The following is a 17966-nucleotide window of genomic DNA, read 5'->3' as shown; positions in this document are numbered from 1 at the left end:
GCGGCGGCCGTTTAACTTACTTCGCCGCGATCACCATGATCTCGACCGTGTATTGCGGCGCGGCGAGCCCGGCCTCGACCGTGGCGCGGGCCGGCGTGTTGCCGGCCGACACCCAGCCGTCCCACACCGCGTTCATCTCGCCGAAGGTCTTGATGTCGGTGAGGTAGATCGTGGCCGACAGCAGCTTGGTCTTGTCGGTGCCGGCCTTGGCGAGATGGCCGTCGATGATGGAGAGGATCTCCTCGGTCTGCTTGGTGACGCTCTCGCCGGCGGTCTTCTGCGCGACCACGCCCGCCAGATAGACGGTATTGCCGTGCACGACGACCTGGCTCATGCGCGGGCCGACTTCGAAACGCTGGATGGACATCGAGAGAACTCCTCAAAAGGTCAAATCGGGGCCTCTCCCTAGCGCGTGCCGCGCGGCAGCGCCAGTCGGCTCAGATAGTCATTGGAGGAGTCTTGGGGCATGCGACCTTGCGTTGCCGGAGCAGGCCGACCACACGGCCAGCGGCAGTCTTGATCGCTGGGCCGTGTCGCGCTGCGAAGCACGGCTTGCCCATGGCTGAGGCAAAGGTGGGGCGTTTTCCGCGCTTGCACGGATATTTGAGACATGAAACATTCTCCGCGAAGGTCCTGTTTTGACAAGGCGGAGGGGCATGATGCGGAAGAAATTGATGCTGGCGGCATGGGCTGCGATCGCGTTGGGGACGAACGCAGCGCCGGCGCTGGCGCAGCAGACGATCCGCGTCGGCTGGACCATTCCGGCGGAAGAGTCCAAGTACTGGATGATGAAGCGCCCGACCGAGTTTCCGGAGCTCGGCAAGACCTACAACATCGAGTGGACCCAGTTCCAGGGCACGGCACCGATGACCCAGGCGCTGGCTGCCGGCGCGCTCGACTGCGCGACACAGGCGCCGCTATCGCTGTCGAACGGCGTCGTCGGTGGCGGGCTCAAGGCCTACATCGTCGCCCAGCACGTCTATGAGAAGCCGGGTGGCTTCTCGGTCTATTGGGCGGTCAAGGACGACTCGCCGATCAAGACCATCGCCGACCTCAAGGGCAAGACGGTCGGCATCTCCGTGATCGGCGGCGGCACGCAGGGGCCGTTCAACATGCTCCTGAAGAAGGCCGGGCTCGATCCGGCCAAGGACATCAAGCTGGTCGAGGTCGGCTTCGCCGTGTCGGAGGATGCGCTGCGCCAGGGCCGCGTCGATGCCGTCAACATGAACCAGCCGTTCGCTGCGCGCGCGGAGGCCAAGGGCGGCACCCGCAAGCTGTTCTCCCTGTCCGAGGCGATGCCGAACATCGTGCACATCCTCGAGGCCTGCCGCGCCGATTTCGTCGACAAAAATCCGGAGCTGGTGAAGGCGTATGTCCGTGATATCACCGCCGGCATGAAGAAGGCGCTGGCGAACCGCGACGAGACCCTGAAGGTCGTGTCCGAGGTGATGAAGGCGCCGGTCGCCGTGATCGATACCTATCTGCTCAAGGACAATGATTTCGGTCGTGATCCCGTGGCCGCGCCGAACTTCCCGGCCATCCAGAAGATGCTCGACATCTATGCCGAGACCGGCATGCTGCCGAAGCTCGACGTCGCGCAGTTCAAGCATCCGACGATCGTCGCGCCGATCCAGTAGGGCGCCACGCGGAGCACGAGTTTGATGAGGAAGCTGCGCTCGCGCGTGACCGTGGAGGGGCTCGATCGCGCACCCCACCGCGCCTTCATGCGTGCGATGGGACTGGACGATACCGACATCGCCAAGCCGATGGTCGGCGTCGTCAGCCAGAAGGGCGAGCAGACGCCCTGCAACATGACGCACGACTTCCAGGTCGACGCGGCCAAGACGGGCATCTCCGAGGCCGGCGGCACGCCGCGCGAATTCGCCACCGTGTCCGTCTCCGACGGCATCAGCATGAACCATGAGGGAATGAAGTTCTCTCTGTTCTCGCGCGAGCTGATCGCCGACTCGATCGAGGCCGTGGTCCACGGCCTCGCTTATGACGCGCTGATCGGCTTCGGTGGCTGCGACAAGACCTTACCCGGCGTCATGATGGGAATGGTTCGCTGCAACGTGCCCTCCATCTTCATCTATGGCGGCAGCGCGCTTCCGGGCAGGTTCGAGGGTCGGACGCTCACGGTGCTCGACTCGTATGAAGCGGTCGGCAGCTACATGACCGGTGAGATCGACGAGCAGACGTTGCGCGGCATCGAGCTGTCTTGCCTGCCGACGATCGGCGCCTGCGCCGGACAGTTCACCGCCAACACCATGGGCATGCTGTCGGAGGCGATGGGCCTGTCGATGCCCAACGTCTCGATGATCCCCGGCGTCTATGCCGAGCGCGCTCATGTCGCGCGGCAGGCCGGGCGGCTGATCATGCAGATGCTGACAAAGGGCGGCCCGCTGCCGCGCGACATCGTCACGCGCAAATCGCTGGAGAACGGGGCCGCCATTGTCGCGGCCACCGGCGGCTCGACCAATGCCGCGCTGCATCTGCCGGCCATCGCCAACGAGGCCGGCATCCGCTTCACGCTGGACGATGTCGGCGAAGTGTTCGCGCGCACGCCGTTGATCGGCAATCTCAGGCCCGGCGGCAAGTATACGGCAAAGGACGTCTACGACATTGGTGGCGCCGCCGTGGTGATCCGCGCGCTGATCGAGAGCGGGCACATCGACGGCTCCTGCATAACGGTCACGGGCCGCACGCTCGCCGAGGAATATGGCTCGGCCAACGCGCCTGACGGCGAGATCGTCTTTCATCCGGACAAGCCGATGATGGCGGATGGCGGCGTCGCCGTGCTCAAGGGCAACCTCGCGCCCGATGGCGCCGTGATCAAGGTCGCTGGGCTGAAGAGCCTGGTGTTCGAAGGCCGCGCGCGGGTGTTCGAGGACGAGGAGGCCTGCGTCGCCGCCGTGCGCGCGCGCAACTATCAGGCCGGCGAGGTGCTGATCATCCGCAACGAGGGCCCGGTGGGCGGCCCCGGCATGCGCGAGATGCTCGGCGTCACCGCGCTGATCTACGGCCAGGGCATGGGCGAGAAGGTCGCCCTGATCACGGACGGCCGCTTCTCCGGCGCCACCCGCGGCATGTGCATCGGCTATGTGTCCCCGGAGGCTTTCGTCGGTGGTCCGCTCGCGCTGGTGAAGGACGGTGATCCGATCCGTATCGATGCGAAAGCGCGCACGCTCGACCTTCTGCTCGATGATAACGAACTCGCTTCGCGCCATAAGGCCTGGACGCAACGGCCGCCGCGGCACCGCGCGGGAGCGCTGGCCAAATACGCCAAGCTGGTCGGACAGGCGCCGCTCGGAGCGGTCACGCATGAGGGACCCGCCGAATGGCCGTGGTTCGATCAGGGCCCGGAATGACCGGCGCGTGGGCGACGCTTGGCAGGTTTCTTGCTAATCTGCGGCAGTGTTTGATGCCTAATATCACGGAGCGTTTGAGCGTGCTGCATCGGAAAGAGAAGCCGACATGGGCGTGACCCCGATCCGACCTGGCCAGCTCGCGGGCGTCCCGCTCGGCCGCCGTGCGGCCACACCAATCATCGAGATCGATCACGTCTCGCAGGTGTTCAAGACCTCGTCGCGCCGCGACCATACCGCGCTGTCGGATATTTCGCTGACGGTGGGCGAGGGGGCCTTCGTCTCGATTCTGGGTCCCTCCGGCTGCGGCAAGTCGACCTTGCTCTACATCGTCGGCGGCTTTGTGAGCCCCACCAGCGGCACGGCGAAGATGAAGGGCAAGCCGATCACCGGTCCCGGCACCGATCGCGGCCCGGTGTTCCAGGAGTTCGCGCTGTTTCCCTGGAAGAGCGTGCTCGGCAACGTGATGTATGGCCCGCTGCAGCAGGGTATGAAGCCGGCGAAGGCCGCGGCCCTCGCGCGAACATTGCTCGCCATGGTGGGCCTCACCGGCTTTGAGAAATTCTATCCAAAAGAGCTTTCCGGCGGCATGAAGCAGCGCGTCGCCCTCGCGCGCACGCTCGCCTACGGCCCCGAGGTGCTGCTGATGGACGAGCCGTTCGGCGCGCTCGATGCGCACACCCGCACCCGGCTGCAAAACGACCTGCTCGACATTTGGGAGCGCGACCGCAAGACCGTGCTGTTCGTCACCCACTCGGTCGAGGAGGCGGTGTTCCTGTCCGACAAGGTCGTCATGATGTCGCGCTCGCCCGGCCGCATCCGCGAGGTGATCGACATCGACCTGCCACGGCCGCGCCGCCGCGACGAACTGCTGCTCGATCCCCGCTATCAGAAATACATCGTCGAGATCGAGCGCATGTTCGACGCGTCGGGCGACAACGAGCTGCCGTCATGAACGGGCTCTGGAAGCCGCTCGCGCCGGTGCTGGCCTGCTGCGGCCTGCTGCTCGCCTGGCAGTTCGCCTCGCTCGGCTTGAAGAACGACAGTTTCCCGACCGCGCTGGACTCGCTGCGCGCGATCCCGCCGATCCTGACCGACAAGGAATCCCTGATCAACATCCTGGCCTCGCTGCGGCGGATGGCGATCGGCTTCGCGCTCGCGCTCGCGTTCTCGATTCCGCTCGGGTTGCTGATGGGGCGCAGCCGGTCGACGGCGGCGTTCTTCAATCCGCTGCTGATGCTGATCTATCCGGTGCCGAAGGCGGCGCTGATGCCGATCATCATGCTGTGGCTCGGCGTCGGCGACGTGTCCAAGACGCTGGTGATCTTCCTCGGCGTCAGCCTGCCGGTGATCTATCACAGCTTCGAAGGCGCGAAGGCCGTCGAGGAGAAGATGCTGTGGTCGGGCGCGGCGATGGGGCTGTCGCCGCCCGAGCGTCTGCTCCGCATCGTGCTTCCCGCTGCGCTGCCGGAGATTCTGACCGGCTGCCGTACCGGGCTCGTGCTGGCGCTGATCACGATGGTGACCAGCGAGATGATCGCGCGGCAGTCCGGCGCCGGCAACATCCTGTTCAACGCGCTGGACATGGGCCAGTACGACACGGTGTTTGCGATGATCATCATCATCGGCGCCATGGGCATCTGCCTCGATGCGGCGTTCGAGATCGTGAGGCGCTGGCTGGTGCGCTGGTCCGAGCCGCAGTTCGACATGCCCCTGAGCTTCTCATGACGCGCACCTCCAACGACATCCTGCTGGGCGCCGCGCCGATCGTGCTGGTCCTGCTGCTGTGGCAGGCGCTGGTCTCGTTCGGCTATGCGCCGCCGACCCTGCTGCCGCCGCCGGGGCAGGTGTTCCTGCGCATGGGCCAGCAGCTTTCGAGCGTTACCTTCCAGCAGGACATCGCCGCGACCTTGTTCCGATTGTTCGCGGGCTTTGCGATCGCCGTGGTGCTCGGTGTTTCCCTGGGAATTGCCGCCGCGGTCAGCCCGCCGGTCAACGCCGCGGTCAAGCCGATCGTGCGCGTGCTGGCGCCGTTGCCCAAGGTCGCGCTCTACCCCGCCTTCCTGCTGTTGCTCGGCTTCGGCCACGAATCCAAGATCATGCTGGTGGCGGCCGACGCGCTGTTTCCGATCCTGCTGTCGACCTATTACGGTGCCACCACCGTGGAGCAGAAGCTGATCTGGTCCGCGCTCGCCGCCGGCACGCCGCCGCGGGACGTGCTGTGGAAGGTGGTGCTGCCGGCGGCGATGCCCTCGATCCTCACCGGCTGCCGCATCGGCCTCGTGATTTCCTGCATCGTGGTCTTCCTGGCCGAGATGATCACCTCGACCGACGGGCTCGGCCATGTGCTGGTCACGGCCGCGCGCACCTTCCAGGCGGTCGACATGTTCGTGCCGCTGATCACGATCTCGCTGCTGGGCCTCATTCTCAACGCCCTGCTGCAGGGCCTGCGCGCCTACCTGCTGCGCGGCTTCCCCTCAGTCTGATAAACACAACGAACGACAATCGGGAGAACGACCATGCTGGCGGATCGCATCGAGGCGAAATGGATCGACGCATTCTGCGAGATCTTCGAGCGCTGCGCGGTGAAGGCCGGCGATACGGCCGCCATTCTGTCGGAGACGCAGTCGCGCCCGCTCAACGTCCACATCGCCGAACTGGCGCTGCTGCGCATGGGCGCACGGCCCTTCCATGTAATCGTGCCGACGCCGCGCAATCCCCACCCGGTGCCCGTGCGATCGACCGGCGCGTCCGAGGCGATCGGCAAGCTCGGCCCCGTCGTGACGGCGCTCCAGCAGGCCGGCTTCGTCGTCGACTGCACCATCGAAGGCCTGATGCACGCGGTGGAAACGCCGGAGATCCTGAAAGCCGGCGCGCGCATTCTCGTGATCTCCAACGAGCATCCGGAAGCGCTGGAGCGCATGCGGCCCGACGCGGCGCTGGAGAAGCGCGTCCGCGCCGCCGCCAAGATGCTGCGCGGCACGAAGCGGATGCGCGTGACCTCGAAGGCCGGCACGGATCTCGACGTGATCATGGAGGGCGCCTCAACGGTCGGCGTCTGGGGCTGGACCGATCGTCCCGGCACCTTGGCGCATTGGCCGGGCGGCATCGTCGTCAGCTTCCCCAAGAGCGGCTCCGTCAACGGCACCATCGTGATGGCGCCCGGCGACATCAACCTCACCTTCAAACGCTATCTGAGCTCGCCCGTCACCATGACCATGCGCGACGACTACATCACGGATCTGGCAGGCGAGGGCGCCGACGCCGCGATGATGCGCGCCTATCTCGCCTCCTGGGGCGACCGCGAGGCTTATGCGGTCTCGCATGTCGGCTGGGGCATGAACCCCGGCGCGCGCTACGAGGCGCTGACCATGTACGACCAGCGCGACACCAACGGCACCGAGCTGCGCGCCGTCCCCGGCAATTTTCTGTTCTCCACCGGCGCCAATGAATTCGCCGGCCGCTACACGGCCGGGCATTTTGATTTGCCGATGATGGGCACCACGATCGAGCTGGATGGGGTGGCCGTGATCAAGGACGGCGTGCTGCAGGACGTGTTCGGGTAGAGGCCTGCGCATTTGCTGGCGAGCTGCTGCCGCGACGGTAGTGCGCTTCCCTCCCGCGAGGGGGGAGGAGAGCGCACCTTCATCATGGTGGCGGGCTGGCCCAAATGACAAGCGCCGAGACAGAAATCATTTGTCTTCCGTAAATAGGAATTATCTTGCTATTTTTCGGAAAACATGGTTCTCTCTCGCCATCCCGCCTCACTGCGGAGGGGCGTTGCGCGCGATCGTCACGACACGCGAGGCGGGGAGCGATGGCCGCGAGAGATCGCAGCGTCCTCTCACGAGGGCGCGGACGAACGATCGATTGCGGACGCGAAGTCGCAGCGTCCTGACACCCCGAAGCTGGTGTCACCCGCGCAAGGCGCAAGCCTTGTCGCGGCATGGTGGCCAACAAGCCCGGCGCACCAGGGAGACTGCGTATAAGCGTGAAGACCATCGCGCAGGGAATGCCGGCGTGTTTCGGCTTTGCCTGTGGTACCTGCCGCCTGCATTCTTTTCCGCAGGCGGGCCATGGGTGAGGTCGTCACCCGGCATTCCCTGCGCCCTCTGCATGCTCGCGAGGGCCGAACTGACCGCAGACCTCGGGCGCAATGCGCCGCGAGAAGGCGATCTCATGCAGGCCGCTGTTTGAACCGTAAATGCCTCTGCACCCACCCTGTCGTCCCGGACAAGCCGTGACGCGCAAAGCGCGGCGCGGCGCCGATCCGGGATCCATACTCCGCGGCAGATGTGAAGGGCACAAAAGCCAATGACCAGCCTGCCTCAATCCGCTCCCTGGGGGTATGGGTCCCGGCTCAAGGCCGGGACGACGGCGGAGTGTGTCGATGCAAGCCTCGACGACAAGACAAGAGCGGCGTGCGAAGCTGCAGTAGGGTGGGCAAAGGCGCTGCCGTGCTGCGTCTCGGATTTCAGCTGGTGATGGCGCCGCGCCCACCATGCATCCGCGGATGCCGAGCGCGATGGTGGGCACGGCGCGAGAGAGCTCAGCTTACGATCTGCAGCGTGCCAAGCGCCTTTGCCCACCCTACAGACCGGTATGCGCGATCCTCAATCCACCACCGGCGGACGGGCCAGCTTGAAATGCCTGAGCATCTCGACCAATGCGCCGAGCCGCTGCTCGCGATAGGCGGCAACGTCCATCCCCGAATAGTCGAGAAACCCCGCGCCGGTGCGCAGGCCGATGCGCCCCTCAGCCATGTTGTGCTCGATCACGTCAGGCGCGCGGTAGCGGTCGCTGCCGAGCGCGCCCTCGAGATAGCGGCTCGCGTAGTACAGGATGTCTCCGCCGCCCCAGTCGATGAATTCCAAGAGGCCGAGCACGGCGTAGCGGAAGCCGAAGCCGTAGCGGATCGCCTTGTCGATTTCCTCGGCGCTGGCGATACCTTCGCCGACCATGCGCGCCGCCTCGTTCATCGCGAGCGCCTGGATGCGCGGCACGATGAAGCCCGGCGTCGCCGCGCACACCACCGGCACCTTGCCGATGCCTTCCAGCAGCGCCTTCAGCCGCGCCGTGATTTCGGGATCGGTGGCCTTACCCGGAGAGATCTCGATCAGCGGGATCAGATAAGCCGGATTGAGCCAGTGCGCATTGAGGAAGCGCTCGGGCTTCCCGATCGCGCCGGAGAGATCATCGACCAGGATCGTCGATGTCGTCGAGGCGATGATGACGTCGGGGCCGACTGCGCGCGAGGCCGCACCCAGCACCTCGCGCTTGAGATCGACGATCTCCGGCACGCCCTCGAACACCAACGTGGTCTGCCCCAGCACTTCGCTGCTCTCGCTGGCTGGTGCGACGGTGACTCTGGCCATCAGCCTGTCAGCATCGGCAGCCTGCAGCATCCCGAGCCGCGCCAAGCTCGCGAACGTCGCGCCGACCTCGCCGAGCGCCTCGCGCTCCAGCTTGGCGAACTCTTCCGCCGTGCGCGGTTTGATGTCGATCATCGTCACGGGATGGCCGGCATAGGCAAAGGCCACGGCGATGCCGCGGCCCATGCGGCCGGCACCGAGACAGGCGATGTGACCGCGTGCGCTCATGCCGCAAACCCCTCGCGCAGCAGCGCCTGCAAGCCGGATCGATCAAGCCCCCCGAAGCCGAGGCTCGTGAGCGTGCGCCCCGTCGCCATGAAATCCTCACCGCAGATCGCGCCACCGATGGCCAGGAATGCGCGGGCGAGCGGCGTGGGCGTGCCGGTCAGCTCCGCCGCCGAGATCAGGAAGGACAGGCCGAGCCGAAGATCCTCGCGCATGTAGCGATGTTGCGTCAGCACCAACTGCTCGCGCCAGTCGCCGGAATCCGTGAGCCGGTCATGCGAGCCGCGGCCGTACATCCAGATCTCGCCGTCCTTGGCGTAATGATGCGCCAGCGGGAAATGCGGCGCGCCATAGCCGAGCGCTTCGCGTACCGCGATCCGTTCCGCATCGAGTGCGTCGGTCACGCGGCGGATCGAGGGCTGCGTGCCTTCCTTGTGGATGTCCCAGCGCTCGAAATGCTCGATCGGACCGGCATTCATCACGATCAGCGGCGGATGGATGATGCAGCCGGCATTCATCAGCGCGCCTGACAGTGCATCGCCGCACGGCTCGATCACGCCGGGGAAGGCCCGGTTGATGACCTCCAGCGCATGGTCCGCCGTGTTCAGCGGAAACACGCCGACCGGCAGCCGCTTGGCGCGAATGGTGATCGCGACCTCGAACGGCCCGTGCTTTCGGGTCAGCCAGGGCAGGGTGCCGGTCTCGGCGTAGCTGACCTCGGCCGTGTTGCCGGCGTCACGCGCGGCGGCCGCGAAGATCATCGTGCCGAACGTCGCCGGCGGCAGGAACACGACCTGTCCATCGGCGAGATGCGGCGCGAGCTGTTTGGCGATGTCTGCTTGCGCGAACGCCGGCGCCGGACAAAGGATCAGCTCGGCGCCCCGGACGGCCTCGCCGATATCGGTCGTGACCAGCGCAAGCTTCGCCTCATGCCGGCCGCTGACGTCCTTGACGATGATGGTCGAGCCTGCCGCTCTGTGCTGCGCCACGGCGTCCGCATCACGGCGCCAGAACCGGACCTCGTGGCCTGCAAGGGCGAAATCACCCGCGGCCGCGAACGAGCCATTGCCGCCGCCGAGCACTGCTATTTTCAAGAGCACACCTCCCTATCGGTCATCCGGCATCTGGCGCAGCAGATGGTGCTGCACCTTGCCGAGCGCGGTGCGCGGCAGATCGTCGACGAAGACGATATCGCGCGGCACCTTGAAGCGCGCCAGCTGCGCCTGCAAATGGGCGCGCAACGTTTCGGCGTCGAGCGCGCTGTCGTTGCGCTTGACGACGAAGGCCACCGGCACCTCGTCCCAGCGCGGATCGGGCCGGCCGATCACGCCGCAGTCGAGGACGTCGGGATGCTCGGTGAGCACCCGCTCGATCTCGGCCGGGTAGACGTTCTCGCCGCCCGAGATGATCATGTTGTTCTTGCGCTCGAGCACGAAGAAGTACCCGTCCGTATCGCGCTGTGCGATGTCGCCGGTGCGGTACCAGCCGTCGTGAATCGCCTGCTGCGTGGCTTTGGCGTTGCCCCAATATTCGAAGAACAAATTGGGCCCGCGCACCGCGATCTCGCCCGCCTTGCCGGCCGGGAGTTCATCGCCATCCTTGTCGATGATCCTGGCCTCGCAGCACAGCCCCGGCAGGCCCGTGGAGCCGACACGGGAGAGGTCACCGCCAAGCCGCGTATAGACCGCGATCGGACAGGTCTCGGTCGAGCCATAGACCTGCAGCACCGGCACGCCGCGCGCGGTGATGCGATCGATCAGCGCCGGCGGCACGATGCTCGATCCGGTCGAGACGGCCTTGAGCGAGGAGAGGTCCGCAGCTGCCCAGCCCGGATGCTCGGTGATGGCCTGGATGGTTGCCGGCACCAGCACGGTCAATGTCGGCCGCTCGTGGGCGATCGCCGCGAGCGTCGTCTCCGGCGTGAAGCGCGCATGCAAGGTGACCGTGGCGCCATGATGCAGCGCCGGCGTGGTCTGGATGTTGAGGCCGCCGACGTGAAACAGCGGCAGCACCGTCAGCACGTGATCGTCCGAGGTGAGGCCATGCATGTGCTGGCTCATCACCCCATTCCACAGCAGCGCCTCCTGCCGCAGCACCGCACCCTTCGGCCGGCCCGTGGTGCCCGATGTGTAGACGATCAGAAGCGGGCAGGAGAGATCGATGTGCGGATTGCGATCGTCGCCGTGACCGCGGGCCAGCAGCGCGTCGATCTGCAATCCGCCTGATGGCGCGAAGTCGATGCCGACGGGCACCGTCTCCGGATGCTGCTTCGCCAGCGCCGGCAGCACCGGCGCAAAGGCCTGCTCCAGCACCAGCACCTTGGCGGCGGCGTCCGACAGGATGAAGACCTGCTCGGCTACCGCCAGCCGCCAGTTCAGCGGCACCAGGATCGCGCCGAGCCGCGCGCAGGCATAGAGCAGGACGAGGTAGTCCGGCCGGTTGAGGCTGAGGATCGCGACACGGTCGCCACGCCCGACGCCGAACTCGGATTTCAGCGCCCGCGCCATCGACGCGATGCGCGTGCTGAAGTCGGCGTAGGTCAGCGTCGCGCCTTCGAAGCGGATCGCCGGCTTGTCCGGCGTGAACGCGGCGTTGCGCTCAATCAGGCTACAGAGGTCCACGCTCTATTCGTCCGTCTCGCCGGCCTCGTACAAGGCCTCGCGGCCGATGCGGTCGAGGCAAAGCTCGGCCGTCCAGGGCAGCATCAGCGAGCCGCAGCGGCTGTCGCGATAGATGCGTTCCAGCGGCAGGGTCTTCAGCATCGACTGCCCGCCGCAGGTGCGGATCGCGAGTGCGGCGAGCTCGTTGGCGCCTTCCATGACCGAGTATTGCGCTGCGTAGGCGCGCAGCACCTGCTCCTTCGTCGGATTGGCGCGCGCCTCGGTGACGGCCTGGAACCAGATGCCCTTGATCTGCTCGAGCTTGATCTGCATCTGCGCCACTGCGATCTGCTTGGTCGGGTACATCCGCCGCTTGACCGGCGGCATGCCCGGCACCTCGCCGCGCAGATATTTGAGCGTAAAGTCATAGGCGGCCTGCGCTAGGCCCATATAGGTCGGCGACAAGGTCATGAACATATGTGGCCAGCGTAGCGCCGCCTGAAAATAGACGCCGCGCGGCATCAGGGCCGCGTCCTGCTCGACGAACACGTCCTTGAACAGCAGCGTGCGCGAGACCGTGCCGCGCATGCCCAGCGGATCCCAGTCGCCGACCACCGAGACCCCTTTGGTCTGCGCGGGGATGGCGAGATAGAGCGTGTTGCGGCGAGACGCCTTCTCGCCTTCGCTGACCTCGGTGCAGAGCACGCCATAATAGTCAGCGTGTCCGGCCAGCGAGGCGAAGATCTTCTTGCCGCTGACCAGCCAGCCGCCGTCGACCGGCTTTGCCTCGGTGCCGAACGCGACGCCGCCCGCCGCGGCCGCGCCGCCTTCCGAGAATGGCTGCGAGTAGATCGCACCGTTCTCGACGATGCGCTTGTAGTGGATCGCGCGCCGCCGCTCGTGCTCGGCGCGGACGCCGTCCTCCATGTCGAGATCGTCGGCGAGCGGCCCCGACCACAGCGTCGAGCAGACGTGCATGTTCCAGGTGAGCGCCGTGGCGCCGCAATAGCGGCCGATCTCGGCGGCCGCAAGCGCGTAGGTCTGATAGCCGGCGCCGAGACCGCCCAGCGTCTTGGGTACGGAGATGCCGAGCAGGCCGGCGCGATGCAGATCCTTGTAGTTCTCGGTCGGAAAGCTCGCCTCGCGATCCCACGTCGCGGCACGTCCCGCCAGCACACTCTGGCCGAGTTGCCGGGCGCGACCGATGATGTCCGCCTGCTCGGCCGTCAATCGGTATGCGGCCGGATCGAACATCGGCGCATCGAGCGCCTCGCCGGGGTTCGTCGCCGTCTTCTGGACCTGAATGGTCATCGTGCCTCCGCACCATTGATTGTCGCGTGTGCCTTCAGGAAGAATGCGAGCGCAGCGTCGAACTCGTCGGGCCGTTCGAGATTGACGAGATGGCCGGCTCCCTCGAGCTCGACATAGTCAGCCGAGGGAATGAAGCTCGCCATCTTCTCCATCATCGGCGCAGGCGCATTGCGATCCCTCGAGCCTGAGAGGACCAAGGTCGGCACCTCGATGTCCTTCAGGGCTTGCCGCCGGTCAAACCCGAGCAGCGCGAGCATGCTGGCGCGGTAGCTGGCTTCGGGCACGCCGGCCATGCAGGATGTCGCAACGGCGAGGCCACGCGGATCGGGATCGTCGCCGACCAGCTCCTTGACCAGATCGGGTGCCAGTGACGCCATCGTGGCGCCCCGGTCGAGCGGCCCGAGGCGTGCCTCGATGAACGATTTCTGCCAATCGCCATCGGCCTTTCCGAAAGCTGGGCTGGTCTGCGCCAGCACCACGGCTGTGGCGGCCTGCGGATGCGTGATCAGCCATTCCTGCACGATCATCCCCCCGATGGAATGGCCGACCAGGATCGGGTGCTGCGCATCGATCCGGATGAGAAAATCCTGGAGCGCGGCAGCGAGCGACGTCATGCTGACCTCGTCGAGCGGAACGGACCGGCCATAACCGGGCATGTCCCAGGCGACCGCGTGATAATGTTCGCCGAATTGTTCGATCTGGCGTCGCCATGCGCGAGCCGCGCCGCCGATGCCGTGCAGGAAGACGATGCTCTGCCGCTGCGGCTTGCCAGCGGCCTCGTAGCCGAAGCGGCCGTCCTTCGTGGTCAGGATTTGCGAAGCTGGCACGCAGACCTCCGAGGTATGCCCGGCGCGGCAACGCTGCGCGCTCCAGACGCATGAACGCTAGCCGCGGAGAGCGGAGTGTCAAGCCGCTTGGGGCGTGTTGTTGCAAAAATTTGAAGTTTAAAATAACTTCAGGATTGCGACGGTGTTGCAAGAGATGAGGAGGGCGTGCATGTCCGGACTGCCTGCAGCAGCGCATGCGATGGTGACGGGCGGCGGACGCGGCATCGGCCGCGAGATTGCGCGCACCCTGAAGCTCGCGGGCGCAACCGTGACGATCGTTGGTCGCAATGGCGCAACGCTCGATGAGGCGGTTGCCGCGGGATGTGCCGATCATGCGGCCGTCGCCGACGTTGCCGACCAGGGGGCGCTGAGCGCGGTGGTTGATGCCGCAGTCGCCCGCCAGCCGATCGACATTCTCGTCGCCAATGCGGGCAGCGCGGAGTCCGCGCCGTTTCTCAAATCCGATGCCGCTCTGTTCCATCGCATGATGGACATCAATTTCATGGGCGTCGTGCATGCCGTGCAGGCGGTGCTGCCGGTGATGAAGGGCAGATCGTATGGTCGGATCGTCGCAGTCGCGTCCACCGCAGGCCTCAAGGGGTATCCCTATGTCAGCGCCTATACGGCAGCGAAGCATGCCGTCGTCGGTCTCACGCGCTCGCTCGCGCTTGAACTGGCCAGGTCGCGCGTCACCGTGAATGCGGTGTGCCCGGGATTCACGGATACGGATCTCGTCGCCGACAGCGTGGACACCATCATGAAGAAGACGGGCCGCAGCCGCGAGCAGGCCATCGCCGAGCTTGCCAAGCACAACCCGCAGGGGCGCCTCATCTTGCCGCAGGAGGTCGCCGACACCGTGCTGTGGCTGTGCGGCACGGGAGCCGCCGCCATTACGGGACAGGCGATTGCGGTCGCCGGCGGCGAGGTCTGAGCCGCCTTGTCCAATCAGAACAATCGCGCAGAGGGAGCTAACATGTCGAGACCCGCCAACCCCGTCACCGTGCCGCTGGTGGACTACAAGCCCGACCATTTTCTGCTCACGGTCAAGGACCGCGTCGCGACGGTCACGCTCAACCGCCCGGAGCGCAAGAACCCGCTGACCTTCGACAGCTACCGCGAGTTGACCGACTTCTTCCGTGCCCTTGCGTTCGACGACGACGTCAAGGTGGTGGTCGTGACGGGCGCGGGCGGAAACTTCTCGTCTGGCGGTGACGTTTTCGAGATCATCGGTCCGCTGGTGAAAATGGATACCAAGGGTCTCACCGCGTTCACACGCATGACCGGAGATCTCGTCAAGGCGATGCGCGCCTGTCCGCAGCCGATCGTTGCGGCCGTCGAGGGCGTCTGCGCCGGTGCGGGTGCGATCGTTGCAATGGCTTCCGACATCAGGTTGGCAGCCGCGGGCGCCAAGGTCGCCTTCCTCTTCAACAAGGTCGGTCTCGCCGGCTGCGACATGGGAGCCTGCGCGATCCTGCCGCGCATCATCGGTCAGTCGCGCGCCTCCGAGTTGCTCTATACCGGTCGGTTCATGAGCGCGGAGGAGGGCGAGCGGTGGGGCTTCTTCAGCCGCATTGTCGCGCCTGCCGACGTGCTGGCGCAGGCCGTGGTGTTGGCAACCGAGATCGCGAATGGTCCGACCTTCGCCAACACGATGACCAAGCGCATGCTGGCGATGGAATGGGCGATGTCGGTCGAGGAGGCGATCGAGGCGGAGGCAGTTGCCCAGGCCTTGTGCATGACAACAGAGGATTTCAATCGCGCTTTCGAAGCCTTCGCCGCCAAGTCGAAGCCCGTCTTCCAGGGAAACTGAGCTGCTGCGGGAACCGAAGGGGCTTGCCAGGAAATATTTTAGGTCTAAAATAATTTCCATTGGCTCGGCTCTCCAGTGGAGGCGCTCATGAAGATCGCGATCATCGGCGGCGGACCTGCCGGTCTCTATGCGGCGATATTGCTCAAGAAGCAGCGGCCCAAGGCCGACATCGCGGTCTACGAACGCAACCGCGCCGACGACACGTTCGGCTTCGGCGTGGTGTTCTCCGACGCCACGCTCGACAACTTTGAGAAGCACGACCTCCCGAGCTACCAGCGCATCACCCAGGAGTTCGCCTACTGGGATGACATCGCCGTGCACTTCCGCGGCACGGTGCATCGGGTCGGCGGCAACGGTTTCTGCGGCTGCTCGCGCCGGACGTTGCTGCGCATTCTTCAGGAGCGGGCCCGCGAGCTCGGCGTCACCCTGCACTTCGAGGTCGACCTCGAGGACGAGGCGCAGTTCGCCGATGCCGATCTGCTGATCCTGTCCGACGGCATCAACAGCCGCTTCCGCCAGAAATACGTCGATCACTTCCAGCCCGAGGTCGACCTGCGCGCCAACAAGTTCGCGTGGATGGGCTCGACCAAGCCGCTCGATGCCTTCACCTTCATCTTCCAGGAGACGGAGTGGGGCCCGTTCATCGCCCACGCTTATCAGTATGAAGCGGGGCACTCGACCTGGATCTTCGAGACCGATCCGGCGACCTTCGAGAAGGCCGGCCTGACCGGGCTCGACGAGCGGCAGTCCGCCGATCGCATGAAGGAGATCTTCGGCTGGTTCCTCGGCGATCATCCGCTGCTGATCAACCGCTCGATGTGGCGCAATTTCCCGATGATCCGTAACAAGCGCTGGGTCAAGGACAACATGGTGCTGCTCGGCGACGCCAAGTCGACAGCGCATTTTTCGATCGGCTCGGGCACCAAGCTCGCGATGGAGGACGCGATTGCGCTGGCCGAGGCCATGCAGCGTGCGCCCAGCATTCCGGCGGCGCTCGATCTCTACGAGCATGGCCGGCGCGAGGAGGTCGAGAAGACCCAGCACGCCGCCGACGTGTCGCTGGTCTGGTTCGAGCACGTCGAGCGCTTCTGGGATTTCGATCCCGTGCAGTTCGCGTTCGGCGTGATGACCCGCTCGAAGGCGATCACTTACGACAATCTCACCTTGCGCGCGCCGGACTTCGTGGCCGAGGTCGACAAGGCCTTCGCGCGGCAGGTCCTCGCCAACGGATTCGACGTCGACGTCGAGAAGCCGGTCGCACCGATGTTCCAGCCGTTCAAGTTGCGCGAGATGACGGTCACGAATCGTGCCGTGCTGTCGCCGATGTGCATGTACTCGGCGGAAGAAGGCGTGCCCGGCGATTTTCATCTCGTTCATTACGGCTCGCGCGCAATCGGTGGCGTTGGCCTGCTGTTCACAGAGATGACCTGCGTCAGCCGCGATGCACGCATCACGCCCGGCTGTGCCGGTTTGTGGAACGACGCGCAGGAAGCGGCCTGGAAGCGCATCGTCGATTTCGTCCACGCCAACTCGCAGGCGAAGTTCGCGCTGCAGCTCGGCCATGCCGGCCGCAAGGGCGCGACCAAGCTGATGTGGGACGGCATGGACCGTCCGCTGGAGCAGGGCGCCTGGGACATCGTGTCGGCGTCGCCGCTGCCGTACTTCCAGGACAGCCGGGTGCCGCGCGAGCTCGACCGCGCGGCGATGGACGCGATCAAGGCGGACTTCGTCACGGCGGCCGAACGCGGCCACGCTTGCGGCTTCGACATGCTGGAGCTGCATTGCGCCCACGGCTATCTGCTTGCGAGCTTCATCTCGCCGCTCACCAACAAGCGCACGGACGAGTACGGCGGCTCGCTGGAGAACCGGTTGCGTTTCCCGCTCGAAGTGTTCACCGCAATGCGCGCGGCGTGGCCGGCGCACAAGCCGATGTCGGTGCGCATCTCCGCGACCGACTGGGCCGAGGGCGGCATCACCGGCGACGACGCGGTGCTGATCGCCCGTGCGTTCGCCGAGGCGGGCGTCGATCTCGTCGATGTCTCGACCGGTCAGACCGTGCGTGAGGCCAAGCCGGTCTATGGCCGCATGTTCCAGACGCCGTTCTCCGACCAGGTCCGCAACGAAGCTGATGTCGCGACGATGTGCGTCGGCAACATCACCACGGCCGATCAGGTCAACACCATCCTCGCTGCCGGCCGCGCCGATCTCGTCGCGCTGGGCCGCCCGCATCTGGTCGACCCCGCCTTCACCATGAAGGCGGCGGCCTGGTACGGCGCAGACATGTTCTGTCCGCCGCAATATCTGCCGGGCAAGGAGCAGATCTTCCGCAACAGCGTGCGGGAGCGGCAGGATTTCGAGGAGCTGAAGATTAAGGCTAAACCGAAAACACGGGCGGAGCTGAAGGCCGAGGCTGCGAAGCCGCTTGCGGCGGAGTAAGCCGCCGTGCGACGCTGCCG

At 65.9% G+C, this 17966-nt stretch carries 15 protein-coding genes; 9 read left to right on the top strand and 6 right to left on the bottom strand.

Annotated features, from left to right (window positions below; translation table 11 throughout):
* Nucleotides 1-16: 16 nt before the first annotated feature.
* Nucleotides 17-367: a RidA family protein gene (locus HL666_RS08905; protein ID WP_008965519.1), complete on the bottom strand. Its 351-nt coding sequence runs from the start codon at nucleotides 365-367 to the stop codon at nucleotides 17-19.
* Nucleotides 368-656: 289 nt separating this feature from the next.
* On the opposite strand from HL666_RS08905, the gene HL666_RS08900 reads away from it, so the two are divergent.
* The 6 genes from HL666_RS08900 to HL666_RS08875 all read left to right on the top strand — a co-directional run bounded on the left by HL666_RS08900 (nucleotide 657) and on the right by HL666_RS08875 (nucleotide 6931).
* Nucleotides 657-1637, top strand: coding sequence for an ABC transporter substrate-binding protein (locus tag HL666_RS08900; RefSeq protein ID WP_172111784.1), 981 nt, complete (start codon nucleotides 657-659; stop codon nucleotides 1635-1637).
* Between the two features lie 24 nt (nucleotides 1638-1661).
* On the top strand, nucleotides 1662-3368 hold the full coding sequence (ilvD, locus tag HL666_RS08895; protein ID WP_172180917.1) for a dihydroxy-acid dehydratase: 1707 nt from the start codon (nucleotides 1662-1664) through the stop codon (nucleotides 3366-3368).
* 106 nt (nucleotides 3369-3474) lie between these two features.
* Nucleotides 3475-4320 (top strand): ABC transporter ATP-binding protein, encoded by an 846-nt coding sequence (locus tag HL666_RS08890; RefSeq protein ID WP_172111786.1) that lies wholly within the window; start codon nucleotides 3475-3477, stop codon nucleotides 4318-4320.
* Complete coding sequence (locus tag HL666_RS08885; RefSeq protein WP_172180915.1) at nucleotides 4317-5093, top strand: ABC transporter permease; 777 nt, start codon at nucleotides 4317-4319, stop codon at nucleotides 5091-5093. Before HL666_RS08890 ends, HL666_RS08885 begins: the two co-directional genes overlap by 4 nt.
* Entirely contained in the window at nucleotides 5090-5851 is a 762-nt protein-coding gene (locus HL666_RS08880; protein ID WP_172111788.1) for an ABC transporter permease, read from the top strand. Before HL666_RS08885 ends, HL666_RS08880 begins: the two co-directional genes overlap by 4 nt.
* 33 nt (nucleotides 5852-5884) lie before the next feature.
* Complete coding sequence (locus HL666_RS08875; protein WP_172111789.1) at nucleotides 5885-6931, top strand: 2,5-dihydroxypyridine 5,6-dioxygenase NicX family protein; 1047 nt, start codon at nucleotides 5885-5887, stop codon at nucleotides 6929-6931.
* A 1047-nt stretch (nucleotides 6932-7978) separates the two neighbouring features.
* Here HL666_RS08875 and HL666_RS08870 read toward each other — a convergent pair.
* From HL666_RS08870 to HL666_RS08850, 5 genes are read right to left on the bottom strand one after another with little or no spacing between them, the layout of a single operon-like run.
* Entirely contained in the window at nucleotides 7979-8965 is a 987-nt protein-coding gene (locus tag HL666_RS08870) for a 3-hydroxybutyryl-CoA dehydrogenase (protein ID WP_172180913.1), read from the bottom strand.
* On the bottom strand, nucleotides 8962-10056 hold the full coding sequence (locus HL666_RS08865) for an NAD/NADP-dependent octopine/nopaline dehydrogenase family protein (protein ID WP_172180911.1): 1095 nt from the start codon (nucleotides 10054-10056) through the stop codon (nucleotides 8962-8964). The genes HL666_RS08870 and HL666_RS08865 overlap by 4 nt, the downstream gene beginning before the upstream one ends.
* 12 nt (nucleotides 10057-10068) lie before the next feature.
* Complete coding sequence (locus tag HL666_RS08860) at nucleotides 10069-11583, bottom strand: class I adenylate-forming enzyme family protein (RefSeq protein ID WP_172180909.1); 1515 nt, start codon at nucleotides 11581-11583, stop codon at nucleotides 10069-10071.
* Between the two features lie 3 nt (nucleotides 11584-11586).
* Nucleotides 11587-12873, bottom strand: a complete 1287-nt coding sequence (locus tag HL666_RS08855; RefSeq protein WP_172180907.1) for an acyl-CoA dehydrogenase family protein — start codon at nucleotides 12871-12873, stop codon at nucleotides 11587-11589.
* On the bottom strand, nucleotides 12870-13700 hold the full coding sequence (locus HL666_RS08850; RefSeq protein ID WP_172111794.1) for an alpha/beta fold hydrolase: 831 nt from the start codon (nucleotides 13698-13700) through the stop codon (nucleotides 12870-12872). The genes HL666_RS08855 and HL666_RS08850 overlap by 4 nt, the downstream gene beginning before the upstream one ends.
* Nucleotides 13701-13869: 169 nt before the next feature.
* On the opposite strand from HL666_RS08850, the gene HL666_RS08845 reads away from it, so the two are divergent.
* From HL666_RS08845 to HL666_RS08835, 3 genes are all read left to right on the top strand, one after another.
* Complete coding sequence (locus HL666_RS08845) at nucleotides 13870-14631, top strand: SDR family NAD(P)-dependent oxidoreductase (RefSeq protein WP_172180905.1); 762 nt, start codon at nucleotides 13870-13872, stop codon at nucleotides 14629-14631.
* Nucleotides 14632-14673: 42 nt separating this feature from the next.
* A complete protein-coding gene (locus HL666_RS08840; RefSeq protein WP_172180903.1) occupies nucleotides 14674-15510 on the top strand; it encodes an enoyl-CoA hydratase family protein in 837 nt (278 codons plus the stop codon).
* A gap of 87 nt (nucleotides 15511-15597) precedes the next feature.
* On the top strand, nucleotides 15598-17946 hold the full coding sequence (locus HL666_RS08835) for a bifunctional salicylyl-CoA 5-hydroxylase/oxidoreductase (RefSeq protein WP_172180901.1): 2349 nt from the start codon (nucleotides 15598-15600) through the stop codon (nucleotides 17944-17946).
* Nucleotides 17947-17966: the final 20 nt, after the last annotated feature.

Source organism: Bradyrhizobium aeschynomenes (assembly GCF_013178945.1).
GTDB lineage: Bacteria > Pseudomonadota > Alphaproteobacteria > Rhizobiales > Xanthobacteraceae > Bradyrhizobium > Bradyrhizobium aeschynomenes.
Note: the sequence above shows the minus strand (reverse complement) of the source record. Positions and strands in the feature narration are given on the sequence as shown.